Origin of the sequence: Klebsiella sp. CN_Kp106 (assembly GCF_040064575.1) — a bacterium.
Classification (GTDB): Bacteria; Pseudomonadota; Gammaproteobacteria; order Enterobacterales; family Enterobacteriaceae; genus Klebsiella; species Klebsiella michiganensis.
The window spans coordinates 348,031-364,701 of the sequence record NZ_JBEAIG010000070.1; the positions used below are offsets into that span (position 1 = coordinate 348,031).

Here is a 16,671-nt window from a genome sequence, read left to right on the forward strand (position 1 = left end):
AGGCGTCAGTCGTTGCCGGTCATCCGGGTTTGAGGCCTGGAATTTCCGCTTCTGCCGCCTTCAGGCAATTCGAAACCTGCAGGGTATAAAGATTCCAGGCGAGCGGCAATTCGCTGAGGAACCTGCCGCTGCACAGCCTGCACTGCCTGCTCTATCGCGACGCAAAAAGCGCGCTGATTGGCAGCCCCATGACTTTTAATCACGGAACCGCGTAATCCTAACAGACAGGCACCATTATACTGGTCGGGGTTGAGGTGACTGAATCGCCTCGACAGGCTTTTTTGTAACCAACGCTTTAATAAAAGCAGCCACCACGACCTTTTTTTCCCCTCTCCCTGTGATTTCAACAGTGAAAGGAACATTCTGACAACACCTTCCATCGTTTTTAATGTGACGTTGCCCGTGAATCCATCACAAACCAAAACATCCGTCTTGCCCGTCAACAATTCGTTGGCTTCCAGATACCCAATATAGTTGAGGGTTGGCAGAGTCTTCAAAACCGCCGCCGCGTCGCGAATGCTGCTGAGACCTTTCATCTCTTCTTCGCCGATATTCAGAAGCGCAACGCGGGGATCCTTAATACCGATCGCTTCTTCGGCAAGAACCGCCCCCATGATGGCAAACTGCACCAGCATTGTGCTATCGCAATCCACGTTAGCGCCTAAATCCAGCACCACCGTTTTGCCCTTCAGCTGATGCGGCAACATAGTAACCAGCGCTGGGCGCTCGATCCCCTCAATGGGCTTAAGCAGCAGCTTCGCCAGCCCCATCAGTGCTCCGGTATTACCCGCACTGACGCAGGCCTCCGCCCGCCCTTCTTTCACTAACTCAAGCGCAATGCGCATTGAGCTACCGCGACTGGCGCGAATCGCTTGCGCGGGTCGAGCATCACTGGCAATAACTGACTGCGCAGGGATAACCTGCAGACGTGAACGTTGTTCAAAATCAGCTTTGGCAAGTAATGGCGCGATAGTGTCGGGATCGCCGACTAAAAGAAGTGTGAGTTGTGAATTAGAGTTCAGTGCCTGCAATGCTGCAGGCACTGTCACGGAAGGGCCAAAATCCCCGCCCATGACATCTAACGCCAGGGTTAGACGTGTCAAGGTATCGTCGCTGCTCGGTTCGGTTATTCCCCAGTTACCCGGGGAGATCCTCACTAAGCTTCATCACGCTTTTACTCTTCGTCTTTCACGCGGCAAGTGCGTTGACTGCGCTCGTTCACACCAGTCACATAGTGAGCTATGCTCCTGGTGCTTCTCTCGCTTGCGTCTTCTTGCAACGCGAAATCCATGGAGTAATGCGTGATTACTTAGCGATAACCTTGCGACCGCGGTAGAAACCGTCGGCAGTGATGTGGTGACGCAGGTGTTTTTCACCAGAAGCTTTGTCTACAGACAGGCTGGTGACTGCGGTCAGCGCGTCATGGGAACGACGCATGCCACGTTTGGAACGGGTTGGTTTATTCTGTTGTACGGCCATGGACCTTACTCCTCAATTACTTATGCTTTAAGCTGGCTAATACGGCAAATGGGTTTGGTTTTTGTGCCTCTTCAGGCAGTTCACCAAAGACCATGTCCGCGTCGGACACTTCACAGTGTTCAGAATCATGCACCGGAACTACGGGCAAGGCGAGGATGATTTCATCTTCAACCAGCGCCAGCAGATCGATTTCACCGAATTCGTTAACCTCAATCGGCTCATACGCTTCCGGCAGTGCTTCGGCCTGTTCGTCATTTCTGACGGGGCTGAAACAATACGTTGTGTGAACATGATGGGGGAACGGTTTCCCGCAACGCTGACATTCGAGGGTTACCGACACCGTCGCATCGCCGCTTAAAACGGCAAGACGCTGGTTATCGATAGCGAACGACATGCTGCATTCCACATCGCTGTCCACGCTGACAACAGAATCAGCGACACGCACAGCCTGATCACGGGTATAGATACCTTGGTAATCTAAGCGTTTTTGAGCCGTGCGAACCGGATCGAGAGTCAGGGGTAATTTTACCTTTTGCATAGGGCGCGCATATTAACTTTGTAACGTCATAGAGTCAAAGAAAAAGGCAGCCTCAGGTTGCCTTTTGCCATTTATTCGCACACATTGCGGCGCATAGTTTAAAATGATGCTCTGCGAAGCGCTATATGTGGATGAAAAAATATGTCTGAACTAATCCTCGCGTCAACCTCGCCGTGGCGGCGAATGCTGCTGGAAAAACTGTCGGTGCCTTTTGAATGCGCTGCGCCGAACGTTGATGAAACCCCGCTGCCCGGCGAACCTGCCCGCCAGCTGGTGATGCGTCTGGCGCAGGCAAAGGCGCAGGCCCTTGCCGCACGCTACCCACAGCACCTCATTATAGGCTCCGATCAGGTTTGTGTCCTGGACGGTGAAATTACCGGCAAACCGCATACGGAAGAAAACGCCCATCGCCAGCTGAGAAAGGCCAGCGGCACCATCGTCACGTTCTATACCGGCCTGGCGCTGTACAATTCCGCCAACGGTCATCTACAAACGGAATGCGAACCTTTCGACGTTCATTTCCGCCGTTTAAGCGACCAGGAAATTGAGAGCTATATCCGCAAGGAAAACCCGCTGCAGTGCGCCGGAAGCTTTAAAAGCGAAGGTTTAGGCATCACGCTATTCGAACGGCTTGAGGGGCGCGATCCCAACGCGCTGGTCGGTTTGCCGCTCATTGCCCTGTGCCAGATGCTGCGCCGGGAAGCGTTGAATCCCCTGCTCACGTAAACATGATAAAGGCCCCCCAATCCCGCGCGGTCTCTTCCTGAGGCCGCGTGCCGCCGCTTTACCCGGTGCCCAACGGAGCAGAGCAGGTTTACCCCAACTTAATTAATGCATCGCCTGTCACAGTTTATTTTACCCGCGCCATTAGAATCCATTATGAAACGTTGTTTTATTTTTAAATGGAGCCACTATGCCAACCCGCGCTACGCTTTTGACCCTCACCCTGCTGGCCGCCGCCGGCGTTAATGCCCATGACTGGCAGCGCCAGGGCATCGTAGAGGGCAATCTCCCCGCCTCCTGGAAGCAGTTGAAAGCGCAGATGACCTACCCGGACTCGTGGCTCTCTGGCCACTACCGTGATTTTGAGCAATGGCGACAGCAGGCCCGTACGCTGCTTCGGCAGTCTCTGCTAACCCCGGAGTCGACACTCCCCTTCGCGCCGCAAACGCTGATGAGAGAAAATCGAGGCGCGTATACCGCCGAGAAGCTGGCCTTCAACGTAACCGACGATAACAGGATTGCCGCGCTGATGTTGACGCCAAATTCCCCCGGCCCTCACCCGGCAATTGTTCTGCTGCACGACCATGGCTCAAAGTTTGATATCGGTAAGGAGAAGCTAATCCGTCCGTGGAACGACGCCGCACGGCTGGCCAGCGCTGAGGCGTGGGCGGATAAATTTTTCAGCGGTCGGTTTATCGGCGATGAACTGGCGCAGCGCGGCTATGTCGTCATCGCCATTGATAGCCCGGGTTGGGGGGACCGAGGGCCGATGGTCTACGAGCAGCAGCAGGCCCTCGCCAGCAACTACTTTAACCTGGGGCGCTCGCTGGCTGGTGAAGTTGCCTATGAAGATCTGCGTACCGTCGATTTCCTCAGCACTTTAAAAACGGTTGATAGTCAACGCATTGGGGTCGTGGGTTTCTCAATGGGCGGTTTTCGCGCCTGGCAGCTGGCCGCCCTGTCTGACAAAGTCGCCGCGACTGCGGTTATCTCCTGGTTTGGAACCTGGAACGGCCTGATGCAGCCTGGCAACAACGTTTTGCGCGGCCAGTCGGCGTTTTATATGCTTCACCCTGGCTTATCCGGACGCCTCGATATTCCCGATATCGCCAGCATTGCCGCGCCAAAACCGATGCTTATTTACAGCGGCGGACAAGATAAGCTCTTCCCGGCGGAAGCCGTTAACGACGCCTTCGCAAAAGTACATAAAGTGTGGGCGTCGCAAAACGCGCAGGATAAGCTGGAAACAAAAACGTGGCCGGAACTGGGCCACGTTTTTAATCAACAACAGCAGGATGAAGTTTTCCCCTGGCTTGCCAGGTGGCTCAAACCCTGAGCCTGAGCGCGGTCATTTCGCGTTACGCAAGACCTGCAGGCAGCGCTTAAGCTGATTATCTAAGGGGGCTTCAATGCGCATAATCTCCCCGCTACCCGGATGGGTAAACTTCAGCGCCGCCGCATGCAGAAACAGCCGGTTAAGGCCGGTGCCCGCCAGCTGCTTATCAAATTCACGGTCGCCGTAGCGGTCGTCAAAAGCAATAGGGTGGCCGGCGTATTGCGTATGTACGCGGATTTGATGCGTACGACCGGTCACCGGACTGCAGCGCACCAGCGTCGCATGGGTATAACGCTCTTCAACTTTAAAGCGCGTCTCCGACGGTTTCCCCTCCTGGTTAACCCGCACAATGCGCTCACCGCTCTGCAGAATATTTTTCAGCAGCGGCGCCTGCACCACTTTAGTATGCGACTGCCACTGCCCGCGCACCAGCGCCAGGTAATCCTTCTGCATTCCTTTGTCGCGCAGCTGCTCGTGCAGGGAACGCAGCGCGGAACGCTTTTTGGCGACCAGCAGCACGCCGGAGGTGTCGCGATCCAGGCGATGTACCAGCTCCAGGAAACGCGCTTCCGGACGCAGCGCGCGCAGACCTTCAATTACGCCAAAGCTCAATCCGCTGCCGCCGTGTACCGCCGTTCCGGAAGGCTTGTTAAGCACCAGGATATGATCGTCTTCATATAAAATCACATCGGCCAGCGCGGCTACTTTTTGCAGGTGTGGAGAGACCGCCTCTTCTTCTTTCTCAGAGACGCGAACCGGCGGGATGCGCACTTCGTCGCCGGCTTCCAGCTTATATTCCGGCTTCACGCGCTTTTTGTTAACCCGCACCTCGCCTTTACGCAAGATGCGATAAATCATGCTCTTCGGTACGCCCTTCAGCTGCGTACGCAAAAAGTTGTCGATACGTTGCCCGGCTTCATCATCAGCAATGGCAACCATTTTTACGCTTGGGATCTCAGTTTTCATGGTGCGCGATTCTAAATAGCCCGACGCATTAGCGCCACTCATTTTTATATGCTTATATTTATCATCATCCGGATTTCACAGTACGCTTCATCATCGTTTTGTTTGTTATTAGAACAATCTGTATACGCGGGTGAAAAAACTGTGAGTAACCGGGTGATAAAAGGTGAAAGTCAACTTGCTATAACGAGCTTAGCAATGGAATAATGATGCAGTATTCCGTGCTGAAACTTGTTAGAACAAGAAATTAGCGGAATGACCAATTTTGTCTGACCGATCATCAACGCAGCAATGGCGTAAGACGTATTGATCTTTCAGACAGTTAGCGGGCTGCGGGTTGCAGTCCTTACCGGTACAGGCTCTATGGATTTCACGTCGCAGGAAGGCGTTCACACTGGGATATCCCGGCGCTCATCTGGATCAAATGATTAAGATGAGCAGGTTAAGCCGCCACGCCTGCTGCATGAAAAACGATGGGTATAAATGGAATCTTCTCTGGTGATACATCCCAGGCAGTTCCCCTGATAAGTGCGCTGTGTTTCCGTTTGAAATACAGGCGACCGACACTCTGCGCCTCTTAAGCGCGCGACAGCCGTGAGGTTGGCGACGTGAAACAGACACGAGGCCATCGGTTTTCCCCGGTAAGGCGTTACTCTGCCCGTAGCTTAGTCGTCAATGTAAGAATAATGAGTAAGTTACGATGAAAAGAATGTTAATCAACGCAACTCAGCAGGAAGAGTTGCGCGTCGCCCTTGTTGATGGGCAGCGCCTGTACGACCTGGATATCGAAAGCCCCGGGCACGAACAGAAAAAAGCGAACATCTACAAAGGCAAAATCACTCGTATTGAACCTAGCCTCGAAGCCGCATTTGTTGATTATGGTGCCGAGCGTCATGGTTTCCTCCCTCTCAAAGAAATTGCCCGCGAATACTTCCCTGCCAACTACAATTCTCACGGTCGTCCAAACATCAAGGACGTGCTGCGTGAAGGCCAGGAAGTGATTGTCCAGATCGATAAAGAAGAGCGTGGCAATAAAGGCGCCGCGCTGACCACCTTTATCAGCCTGGCGGGTAGCTATCTGGTGCTGATGCCGAATAACCCACGCGCTGGCGGTATTTCACGCCGCATCGAGGGTGACGATCGCACCGAACTCAAAGAAGCGCTGGCCAGCCTTGAGCTGCCGGACGGCATGGGACTTATCGTTCGCACCGCTGGCGTCGGCAAATCCGCCGAAGCGCTGCAGTGGGACTTAAGCTTCCGCCTGAAGCACTGGGAAGCCATCCAGAAAGCCGCAGACAGCCGCCCTGCTCCGTTCCTGATCCATCAGGAAAGCAACGTCATCGTGCGCGCTTTCCGCGACTATCTGCGTCAGGATATCGGCGAAATCCTTATCGACAACCCGAAGGTGCTTGAGCTGGCTCGCCAGCACATTGCGGCGCTGGGTCGTCCGGATTTCAGCAGCAAAATCAAACTGTACACCGGGGAAATCCCGCTGTTCAGCCACTATCAAATCGAATCGCAGATTGAGTCCGCTTTCCAGCGTGAAGTGCGTCTGCCTTCCGGCGGTTCTATCGTTATCGACAGCACCGAAGCGCTGACCGCTATCGATATCAACTCCGCACGCGCCACCCGCGGCGGCGACATCGAAGAAACGGCGTTTAATACCAACCTTGAAGCAGCCGATGAAATCGCTCGTCAGCTGCGTCTGCGCGACCTTGGCGGCCTGATCGTTATCGACTTCATCGATATGACCCCGGTTCGCCACCAGCGTGCGGTAGAAAACCGCCTGCGCGAAGCCGTCCGTCAGGACAGAGCGCGCATCCAGATCAGCCATATTTCCCGCTTTGGACTGCTGGAGATGTCGCGTCAGCGCCTGAGCCCGTCGCTCGGGGAGTCCAGCCATCACGTCTGCCCGCGCTGTAGCGGAACGGGTACCGTGCGCGATAACGAATCGCTGTCGCTTTCTATTCTGCGTTTGATCGAAGAAGAAGCGCTGAAAGAGAACACCAAAGAAGTTCACGCTATCGTACCGGTGCCGATTGCCTCTTACCTGCTGAACGAAAAACGTGCCGCGGTAAGCGCGATTGAAACCCGTCAGGCCGATGTGCGCGTTATTATCGTGCCAAACGACCAGATGGAAACGCCGCACTACTCTGTTCTGCGCGTGCGTAAGGGCGAAGAGACCTCCACGCTGAGCTATCTGCTGCCGAAACTGCACGAAGAAGAGATGGCCATGCCTTCTGATGAAGAGCCGGCCGAGCGTAAACTCCCGGAACAACCGGCGCTGGCTGCTTTTGTCATGCCTGACGCGCCTCCGGCTCCGGCCCAGGAAGAGCCGGCCAGAGCCGCGGCTACCGTTGCGCCTGCCGCATCCGCACCGAAAGCGGCAGCGCCGGCGCAGCCTGGCCTGGTTGCCCGCTTCTTCAGCGCGCTGAAAAATATGTTCTCCAGCGAGGAAGAGACTAAACCGGCAGAAGTTCAGGTTGAGAAAAAAGCGGAAGAGAAATCCGAGCGTCAGCAGGATCGTCGTAAACCGCGCTCCAACAACCGCCGCGATCGCAATGACCGCCGCGACAACCGGGATAATCGCGATAGCCGCGAGAACCGCGATAGTCGTGCCGAGAACAGCGAAGGCCGCGAGTCTCGTGAAGAAAACCGCCGCAACCGTCGTGAGAAGCAGCAGCAGAACGCTGAGCCGCGCGAAATCCGCCAGACAACGGTCGAAGATAGCGAAAAAGGCAAAGCGCGCGACGAGCAGCAGCCGCGCCGCGAACGTAATCGCCGTCGTAACGATGATAAACGTCAGGTTCAGCAGGAAGCCAAAGCGCAAACCCGCGAAGAGCCGGTTGTTCAGGAGAGCGAGCAGGAAGAGCGCGTGCAGACGATGCCGCGTCGTAAACCTCGCCAGCTGGCGCAGAAGGTGCGTATTGAATCCGCCGCCGCTGAACAGGTTGTCGAGCCGGTAGCCGCGCCTCAGGTCGCCGAAGCGCCGGTCGTCCAGCCGGAAGCCGCAGCGCCGCGCACTGAACTGGCGAAAGTCGACCTGCCGGCGGTTGTTGAAACCGCTGCGGAACATGATGAGAACGGTGAAGCCCGCGAATCCAACGGTATGCCGCGTCGTTCACGTCGTTCCCCTCGTCACCTGCGCGTCAGCGGCCAGCGCCGTCGTCGCTACCGTGATGAGCGTTACCCGACGCAATCCCCGATGCCGCTGACCGTAGCCTGCGCATCGCCGGAAATGGCGTCTGGTAAAGTGTGGATCCGCTACCCGGTCGTTCGCCCTCAGGACCAGCAGCAGGAAGACGTGCAGGTTCAGGAGCTCTCAACCACTGCGGCTGAGCCCGTCGCCGCGCCAGTGGCTGCCGCTGAGCCGGCTGTCTCTGACGTCATTGCCCCGGCTGTCGCCGCAGAAAGCGCAGTCGAGCCAGTGGCCACTACCGAGCCTGTGGCGGTGATTAACGAACCTGAAGTTCCGGTCGTAGAAACCACGCATCCGGAGGCTATCGCCGCCCCGGTTGATGAACAGCCGCAGCTGATTGCCGAAGTCGATGAAGCCGTGGCCGAAGAAGTTGTCGCAGAAGCCGTTGACGTCGTTGCGCAAGAGGCTGTCGAACCGGAAGCTGCGGTCGCTGAACCTGTTGCGGTTGAAGAGGCGGCGGTGATTGTTGAGGAAGCGCCTGTTGTTTCCGAACCGGTGGTTGAACCTGCACCAGCGGCGGAGCCGGTCGTTGCGACTCAACCTGTTGTCACGGCTGCGCCGGTCGTTAAGGTCGCCAATCGTCACGCCACGGCGCCGATGACCCGCGCCCCAGCGCCAGACTACGTACCTGAAGCGCCTCGTCAAAGCGAGTGGGTTCGCCCGAACTTTGATTTTGACGGTAAAGGTTCTGCTGGCGGTCATAGCGCCACGCACAAAGCCGCTGCCGGACCTACCCGTCCGCAGCCCGTAGAGTAACGTCACCTCGACAAGACCGGCCCCCGCGGCCGGTCTTTTTTTATTCCCCTTCCGGACGCTGCATCCCCGCAATCTGCGGCATGACCTCACGCATCAGATCGAGAAATTTACGCAACCGCGTTGGATAGTAGCGCGCCCAGGGATACACCAGGTGTACCGGCAGCGGTGAGGCTCGCCACTGCGGGAACAGCTCCACCAGCCGCCCGGCGGCAATATCGTCCGCTACCGCCCAGCTCGACACAATCGCCGCGCCCAGCCCCGCCAGCGCGGTATTACGCGCCACATGCACGCTATCGGTACTCAGACACGGCGCGATGGCAAAGGTAATAAGCTGCTCATCCACCTGCGACTGCAGCCTCACCTCATGCTGATAGAACGTGCTGATGGCTATCCACGGCAGCAACGACATCTCCTGCGGCGCGCTTAACGGCGGTAAGTTCGCCAGCAGCGATGGGGATGCCACCACGCTGCGGGGAACCTCGGCCAGCAGTACCGATACCGTAGCCGGATCCACCTCGGCCCCCACGCGAATCGCGCAGTCGATACCATCGCTCAGAAAATCGACCGTCTTATCGTTCAGCATCCATTCAACCGCCAGCTGGGGATAGCGCTGCAAAAAATCCACCAGTGGCCCCAGCAGCTGTTGCTGACCAAACGCATGCGGGGCCCGCACTCTTAAAATCCCCACCGGCCGGTCATCGGTGATCCGCAGGTCGTCCTCCAGCGCCAGCCAGGCATCGACGACCTGGCGGGCATGCTGATAACAGCGCTCACCGTCATCGGTCAGCTTCATCGCGTGAGTCGTGCGCAGAATCAACTTTGCGCCAAGCAGCCCCTCCAGAGACTGAAGCCGTCGACTTACCGTCGCCTGGGTCGTATTCATCTGTACCGCGGCGGCGGAGAGAGACCCGGCCTCCACGATACGAATGAACGTACGCATCAGTTCGATACGATCTATACGCTCTTGCTTCTTCATTTATATTTTTCCTATACGTTTAGCGTATAACCGTTTTACCACCGGGCTATCTACCGCGCCAGCCGGATTACGGGAAAAATAGCGCCATCGCTTCTAAGAGGAATCCACCATGACACCAACTCCACTCACCTCCCGCGCCGCCGGGTGGGTCATTTTCATCCTTGCGCTGGGCGCAGGCTTCAGCGTCGCCTCAATCTATTACGCGCAACCGCTGCTGCCGCTGATGGGGGCTAACCTCCATTTGAGCGTTGAGGGTATGGGTCTGGTTCCGACCCTGACCCAGGCCGGCTACGCGCTGGGCATACTTTTCCTTCTCCCGCTTGGCGACCGCCACGACCGCAGAAAGCTGATCCTGATGAAAAGCGCCGCGCTGGCCGTCCTGTTGCTGCTCTGCAGCCTTACCGGTCAGCTAAGCTCTCTGCTGATTGTCAGCCTGCTTATCGGTATGGCCGCGACCATGGCGCAGGATATCGTACCGGCAGCCGCGATTCTGGCTCCCGCGGGCAAGCAGGGGAAAATGGTGGGTACGGTGATGACCGGCCTGCTGCTGGGGATCCTGCTGTCGCGAACCGTTAGTGGTCTGGTGGGGGCGCTATTCGGCTGGCGGGTAATGTATCAGGCGGCTGCGGTCAGCATCGCGATGATTGGTGTGGTGATGTGGCGCGTGCTGCCGCGCTTCGAAATTCACTCAACCCTCAGCTACCCGCAGCTGATGAAATCGATGGCGCATCTGTGGAAACGCTATCCGGCACTGCGTCGCGCCGCATTCGCCCAGGGATTCCTCTCTATCGCCTTTAGCGCCTTCTGGTCTACGCTTGCGGTCATGCTGTTGGCGCACTATCAGATGGGCAGCGCGGTAGCCGGTGGCTTCGGTATTGCAGGGGCTGCCGGGGCGCTTGCCGCCCCGCTGGCCGGCGGCCTGGCCGACAAGTTCGGCGCAGAAAAAGTCACGCAAATGGGCGCGGCGCTGGTGACGGTTTCGTTTGCCCTGATGTTTTTGCTGCCTGCGCTACCGCCGCATGGTCAGCTAATCCTGATTGCCATCTCGGCCGTCGGTTTTGACCTGGGGCTGCAATCCAGCCTCGTGGCGCACCAGAATCTGGTGTATGGCCTGGAGCCGCAGGCGCGCGGACGCCTCAACGCGCTGCTGTTCACCGGCGTGTTTATTGGGATGTCGCTGGGTTCAGTACTGGGAAGCAAACTGTATGTGCTCGCAGGCTGGAGCGGCGTGGTGACCCTCGCCGTCGTAACCGGTGCGATTGCCCTTGGGATCCGCCTGCTGGAAAGCGCCAGGGTCGTATCGGCGCAGCGAACCGCCAGATAAAGAGCGAACCGTCAGGTAAAAAAAGCCGCTGTGCAATTCCTGCAGAGCGGCTTTTCTTTCATCAGAACAACTCAAACCGTGCGGCGAGCAAACTCTTTCACGCGAAAGCCCAGCAGCAGCAGCGTCGCGAAATAGGCGACAACGCCGGCCACCACGACCACCATCAAGCGCAGCAGGCGGAACGGCATCGTCCCCTGCGACCACTCCGGCATCAGGTACATCACACCCAGCAGCGCCGCTGACATAATAATCACCGCGATGACCAGGCGCAGCAGGAACAGGAACCAGCCCGGCTGAGGCGTAAAAATTTTCTGTTTCCGCAGCTGCCAGTAGAGCAGCGCGGCGTTCAGGCAGGCCGCCAGACCAATCGACAACGACAGACCAGCGTGCTTCAGGGGGCCAATAAAGGCGAGGTTCATCACCTGCGTCATGATCAGCGTGACGATGGCAATTTTCACCGGCGTTTTAATGTCCTGCCGCGAATAGAATCCGGGAGCCAGCACCTTCACGACGATGAGCCCCATCAGCCCGACAGAATACGCCACCAGCGCGCGCTGGGTCATCGCGGCATCAAAAGCGGTAAATTTCCCGTACTGGAATAACGCGACCGTCAGCGGCTTGGCCAGGATCCCTAACGCCACCGCGCTCGGTAGCGCGAGCAGGAAGCACAGGCGTAATCCCCAGTCCATCAAACGGCAATATTCATCGTGATTGCCGCTGGCGAAGCTTTTAGACAGCGAAGGCAGCAAAATGGTCCCCAGCGCCACGCCCAGTACGCCGGACGGAAACTCCATCAGACGATCGGCGTAGTACATCCACGATACGGAGCCGGAAACGAGGAATGAGGCAAAAATCGTGTTAATGATCAGCGAGATTTGGCTGACTGAGACGCCGAGAATCGCCGGGCCCATCTGTTTTACCACCCGCACCGCGCCAGCATCTTTAAGGTTGACCCGCGGCAGCACCAGCATGCCGATTTTTTTCAGATGCGGCAGCTGCCAGGCGAGCTGCAAAATACCGCCAACCGTTACCGCCCACGCCATTGCCAGCATCGGCGGATTAAAATAGGGCGCGGCAAACAGCGCAAAACCAATCATGCTGACGTTCAGGAAGGTCGGGGCAAAAGCAGGCACCGAAAAGCGGTTCCAGGTATTCAGGATGGCGCCCACGAGTGAAGCCAGGGAGATCAACAGAATATAGGGAAAAGTGATGCGCAAGAGCTGCGTGGTCAGGGCGAACTTTTCGGGCGTATTGGCAAATCCCGGCGCGGTGATAGTAATCACCCACGGTGCCGCCAGCATACCGGCGACGGTGACCAGCGCCAGAACCAGCGTCAGCAGCCCCGAAACATAGGCGACGAAAACCCGGGTCGCATCTTCACCCTGCTTGCTTTTATACTCCGCCAGAATCGGCACAAAAGCCTGTGAGAAAGCGCCTTCAGCAAAAATACGCCGTAAAAGGTTCGGGAGTTTAAAAGCAACGAAGAAGGCGTCGGTGGCCATCCCCGCGCCAAAAATACGCGCCACAATCGCATCGCGCGCAAAGCCCAGCACGCGCGAAAACATGGTCATCGAACTGACGGCCGCCAGTGATTTTAAAAGATTCATTAACGTGTTATTCCACAACCCTGGAGTAAAACGCCCGCAAATGCGGGCGCTGGAAAGTGGCGATAGTCTACCGGGTTCATAATGAATTACTACTGTCAGTTGTTACAACGGATTATTCGCTCATCGCTTCGCGCCAGAGTTTCTCTATAACGCGCTGAGCCAGCAGCGCCTGCTCGCCGGACGTTTCAGGAACCGTCTGATTTTGCACGCATTCGATAAAATGCCGCGCGCAGCCGGTAAATCCACGCTGCTCAAGGGTGGTCTGCCAGCCGGGGATCGGGCGCTGGATCACGCCGCGCCCCCGCTCCTCCTGCCACTCCCGCATATCCCGGACTTCATATAATCCGCCGTCGGTTACCGCCTGTACCCACTCCCGCTGGCTTCCGGCGCGGCGGTGCATACTGGTGGTTATCTGCATCATTCCGCAACTGAAATGGTGTTCGGCATACAGCATCTCCCCTTGAGCGGTGGTGTGCAGCGCACCGCCGCTTAAACGCGCTTTATCGCCCGCCAGCCATAGCGCGGTATCGACGACGTGCAGATAGTCATCCAACAGCGTGAAGCGCAGATCGTGGCCCACGCTGTCGCTACGGTGCTTATCCATCCGCAGCGACGCAGCGCTCCCGAGCTGGGCCTTCAGCTCGCGATAGAGGGGGGCAAAACGGCGGTTAAACCCGACCATTAGCGTGAGATGACGGCGAGCGGCCAGCTCAACCAGCGCCTCCGCATCGCTGAGTTTATCCGCCAGCGGTTTATCAACGCAGACATGCACTCCGGCATTGAGCAGGCGGGAAACCACTTCATAATGTGAAGCCGTTGAAGTATGCACGAATACGGCATCACACTGCGCCGCCAGCTGTTCCAGAGAATCCGCATAGGGAATACGCCAGGTTTCACAGATACGCAGCGCTTTCTCTTTCCCGGGCGACCACGCCGCCTGTAGCGTCCAGTCATCGGCGGCCCCCAGCACCGGTAACCACGCCTTTTGCGCGATACCGCCCAGGCCAACCACTCCTATACGTAGTTTCGCCGACATGCTTAATCTCCCAGGTGAGCCAGCAGTGAATCGAGACGCGCTTTCAGCTCGGCAACTTCCGCCTCCAGCGCCTCAACGCGCATCTGAAGATCGTCGCCGGGCGGCGACACGGCCTCCACGACGGTAATTAGTGAATCCATATCATCGCAGAACAGATGCATATAGCGGCTTTCACGCTTGCCAGGCTCCCGCGGCAGACGCGCAACATAGGGGCCATCTTCTCGCGAAGCCAGGTTTTCGAGGACGCTTTCAACCTCGGCCATATCGCTGAATTCATGCATTCGCTGCGCGCGACCGCGGAGTTCGCCAGGCGTCTGCGCCCCGCGCAGCAGCAGTGTGGTCACGATAGCGACTTCCGCCGGCGTGAATTTCAGATCGCCGAATTCAGAGTTGCAGAAGCGTTGTTCATACTTGGTTACCCGGTTGCCGAAACCGCTGACCGTACGCAAATAATGGCGCTTGACTAGCGTATCGAGCAGATCCTGAACTTCACTTTCGCTGAGCGACATTACCGGTTCACGGTTTGTTTTCTGGTTACAGGCGGTGACCACCGCGTTGACCGACAGGGGGTACTGCTCCGGCGTGGTGACCTGCTTTTCCAGCAGGCAGCCAATGACCCGCGCCTCATGCGCGGTTAACTGATATTTCATGATGTCTCCTTAGCGACCCGGGGTCCAGTCCGGTGTCGTCAACGCCGTCAGTACGTGATCGCGCCACTGCCCATCAATGAGCAGGTAATCTTTGGCGTAACCCTCTTTTTCAAAGCCCAGACGCGCCAGCAAATCGCCGCTGCGCTGATTATGCGGCATATAGTTTGCCATTATGCGATGGATATGTTGCGTGCGCTGCATATAGCGAATGGCCGACGTCAGCGCTTCATACATCAGCCCCTGCCCTTGCCATTTCTCCCCGATGGAGTAGCCGAGATAGCAGGCATGAAACGATCCGCGCACCACATTCGAAAAATTCGCCACGCCGATGATCTCTTTTTCTTCCGGGTCAAGCAGAGCAAAATAGAACGCCGAGCCCTGCTTATGAAACTCAGAAATCATCGATAAACGCGCCTGCCAGCCGGAAGGATAACAGTGGCTGTCATCGCGCACCGGTTCCCAGGGTTTTAAGAACCCTTTATTTTCCGCGTAATAATCGGCCAGACGCCAGGCGTCACGATCGTGCACCAGCCGAACCACCAGCCGGTCCGTCGTCAAACGCACCTTCGGTACGTTACTGCGATAGCCAAACATTCCCCTCTCCTGTTCCCCTGACGCAATACTTGCTGACTTTACTATACCTGTCCTGCACGGCGGTGTGAAAACAGCAACATACCATTTTCTGCACCATCTCTGCTTTTCGATGAATAGCCTCTATCGTTCTTGCATTTTGATAAAAAAATATTGTCGCGAGCGCGCTGGGAAAATAGCCATTAACCCCGCAAAATGTCAGAGCTTATTCTTATTTTTCCCTGGAGGGGAAATGTCCCGCGTATCGCAGGCAAGGAGCCTGGGTAAATATTTCCTGTTAGTCGATAACATGCTTGTCGTACTCGGCTTTTTCGTTGTGTTCCCGCTTATCTCCATTCGCTTTGTCGACCAGATGGGATGGGCTGCGCTGATGGTCGGGATTGCGCTCGGCCTGCGTCAGCTGGTGCAGCAAGGCTTAGGAATATTTGGCGGCGCCATTGCCGACCGTTTTGGCGCCAAACCGATGATCGTTACCGGTATGCTGATGCGCGCGGCCGGCTTCGCGGCGATGGCCGTTGCCCATGAACCCTGGGTGCTATGGCTCTCCTGTATTCTTTCTGGCCTCGGCGGCACGCTATTCGATCCCCCGCGGGCGGCGCTGGTGGTCAAGCTGGTACGCCCGCACCAGCGCGGACGTTTCTTCTCTATCCTGATGATGCAGGACAGCGCAGGAGCGGTGATCGGCGCGCTGCTAGGTAGCTGGCTGCTGCAATATGATTTTCGCCTGGTGTGCAGCGCCGGAGCGGCGCTGTTTATCGCCTGCGCGGCATTCAACGCCTGGTATCTTCCCGCCTGGAAGCTGTCGACGGTCAAAACGCCGGTTCGTGAAGGACTGGGGCGCGTGTTGCGCGACAAACGCTTTGTCACCTATGTGCTGACGCTGACCGGGTATTACATGCTGGCGGTGCAGGTGATGCTGATGCTGCCTATTATGGTTAATGATATTGCGGGTTCTCCGGCGGCGGTCAAATGGATGTACGCCATTGAAGCCACCATTTCGCTAACGCTGCTGTATCCGATTGCCCGCTGGAGCGAAAAGCGTTTTCGCCTGGAGCAGCGCCTGATGGCCGGCCTGCTGATCATGACGCTCGCGATGATGCCAATTGGCCTGAGCAGCAATTTGCAGCAGCTGTTTACGCTGATCTGCGTATTTTATATGGGGTCAATCATCGCTGAACCCGCGCGTGAAACGCTGGGGGCGTCGCTGGCGGATGCGAGAGCGCGCGGCAGCTATATGGGCTTTAGCCGGTTAGGCCTGGCCTTCGGCGGCGCTTTCGGCTACGCAGGCGGCGGCTGGCTGTTCGATGCCGGTAAGGCCGTCGGTCAGCCTGAGCTGCCGTGGCTGATGCTGGGCATTATCGGCCTCGCGACGTTTATTGCGCTGTGGTGGCAGTTCAGTCCAAAACGTTCGGCCTCCGGAATGCTGGAGCCGCGAACCTGATTTGCCGGGCCTTCGTTTCTCCTCCATACTGAATTGAGGATGTTCAGCAACA

14 protein-coding genes are annotated in these 16,671 nt (G+C 57.1%); 5 read left to right on the forward strand and 9 right to left on the reverse strand.

Annotated elements, in window-relative coordinates; all coding sequences use genetic code 11:
* Positions 1-5: 5 nt before the first annotated feature.
* The 3 genes from plsX to yceD all read right to left on the reverse strand — a co-directional run bounded on the left by plsX (position 6) and on the right by yceD (position 2,017).
* Positions 6-1,103 carry a phosphate acyltransferase PlsX gene (gene plsX / locus ABLU96_RS26435; protein WP_071846169.1) on the reverse strand — a complete coding sequence of 366 codons (1,098 nt, stop codon included), beginning with the start codon at positions 1,101-1,103 and terminating at the stop codon, positions 6-8.
* Positions 1,104-1,305: 202 nt separating this feature from the next.
* Complete coding sequence (rpmF, locus tag ABLU96_RS26440) at positions 1,306-1,479, reverse strand: 50S ribosomal protein L32 (protein WP_004101077.1); 174 nt, start codon at positions 1,477-1,479, stop codon at positions 1,306-1,308.
* 16 nt (positions 1,480-1,495) lie between these two features.
* On the reverse strand, positions 1,496-2,017 hold the full coding sequence (gene yceD, locus ABLU96_RS26445) for a 23S rRNA accumulation protein YceD (protein WP_004849895.1): 522 nt from the start codon (positions 2,015-2,017) through the stop codon (positions 1,496-1,498).
* A gap of 141 nt (positions 2,018-2,158) precedes the next feature.
* On the opposite strand from yceD, the gene ABLU96_RS26450 reads away from it, so the two are divergent.
* Positions 2,159-2,743, forward strand: coding sequence for a nucleoside triphosphate pyrophosphatase (locus ABLU96_RS26450; RefSeq protein ID WP_004849894.1), 585 nt, complete (start codon positions 2,159-2,161; stop codon positions 2,741-2,743).
* A gap of 187 nt (positions 2,744-2,930) precedes the next feature.
* Positions 2,931-4,076 (forward strand): alpha/beta fold hydrolase, encoded by a 1,146-nt coding sequence (locus ABLU96_RS26455; protein ID WP_064405273.1) that lies wholly within the window; start codon positions 2,931-2,933, stop codon positions 4,074-4,076.
* A gap of 12 nt (positions 4,077-4,088) precedes the next feature.
* Here ABLU96_RS26455 and rluC read toward each other — a convergent pair whose 3' ends face one another.
* Positions 4,089-5,042 carry a 23S rRNA pseudouridine(955/2504/2580) synthase RluC gene (gene rluC / locus ABLU96_RS26460; protein ID WP_014228836.1) on the reverse strand — a complete coding sequence of 318 codons (954 nt, stop codon included), beginning with the start codon at positions 5,040-5,042 and terminating at the stop codon, positions 4,089-4,091.
* 697 nt (positions 5,043-5,739) lie between these two features.
* On the opposite strand from rluC, the gene rne reads away from it, so the two are divergent.
* Positions 5,740-8,994: a ribonuclease E gene (rne, locus tag ABLU96_RS26465; protein WP_064407221.1), complete on the forward strand. Its 3,255-nt coding sequence runs from the start codon at positions 5,740-5,742 to the stop codon at positions 8,992-8,994.
* Between the two features lie 40 nt (positions 8,995-9,034).
* On the opposite strand, the gene ABLU96_RS26470 is transcribed toward rne, so the two are convergent.
* Complete coding sequence (locus ABLU96_RS26470; protein ID WP_004849886.1) at positions 9,035-9,970, reverse strand: LysR family transcriptional regulator; 936 nt, start codon at positions 9,968-9,970, stop codon at positions 9,035-9,037.
* 109 nt (positions 9,971-10,079) lie between these two features.
* Between ABLU96_RS26470 and ABLU96_RS26475 the strand changes: the two genes are divergently transcribed.
* Positions 10,080-11,294 (forward strand): MFS transporter, encoded by a 1,215-nt coding sequence (locus ABLU96_RS26475; RefSeq protein ID WP_014228834.1) that lies wholly within the window; start codon positions 10,080-10,082, stop codon positions 11,292-11,294.
* A 71-nt stretch (positions 11,295-11,365) separates the two neighbouring features.
* Here ABLU96_RS26475 and murJ read toward each other — a convergent pair whose 3' ends face one another.
* The 4 genes from murJ to rimJ all read right to left on the reverse strand — a co-directional run bounded on the left by murJ (position 11,366) and on the right by rimJ (position 15,181).
* A complete protein-coding gene (gene murJ, locus ABLU96_RS26480; RefSeq protein WP_004849883.1) occupies positions 11,366-12,901 on the reverse strand; it encodes a murein biosynthesis integral membrane protein MurJ in 1,536 nt (511 codons plus the stop codon).
* Positions 12,902-13,013: 112 nt separating this feature from the next.
* Positions 13,014-13,937: a Gfo/Idh/MocA family oxidoreductase gene (locus ABLU96_RS26485; RefSeq protein ID WP_025106906.1), complete on the reverse strand. Its 924-nt coding sequence runs from the start codon at positions 13,935-13,937 to the stop codon at positions 13,014-13,016.
* A gap of 2 nt (positions 13,938-13,939) precedes the next feature.
* Entirely contained in the window at positions 13,940-14,587 is a 648-nt protein-coding gene (locus tag ABLU96_RS26490) for a YceH family protein (protein ID WP_014228831.1), read from the reverse strand.
* Positions 14,588-14,596: 9 nt separating this feature from the next.
* Complete coding sequence (gene rimJ, locus ABLU96_RS26495) at positions 14,597-15,181, reverse strand: ribosomal protein S5-alanine N-acetyltransferase (RefSeq protein ID WP_004131378.1); 585 nt, start codon at positions 15,179-15,181, stop codon at positions 14,597-14,599.
* 229 nt (positions 15,182-15,410) lie between these two features.
* On the opposite strand from rimJ, the gene mdtH reads away from it, so the two are divergent.
* Entirely contained in the window at positions 15,411-16,619 is a 1,209-nt protein-coding gene (mdtH, locus tag ABLU96_RS26500; protein ID WP_004849878.1) for a multidrug efflux MFS transporter MdtH, read from the forward strand.
* Positions 16,620-16,671 lie beyond the last annotated feature (52 nt).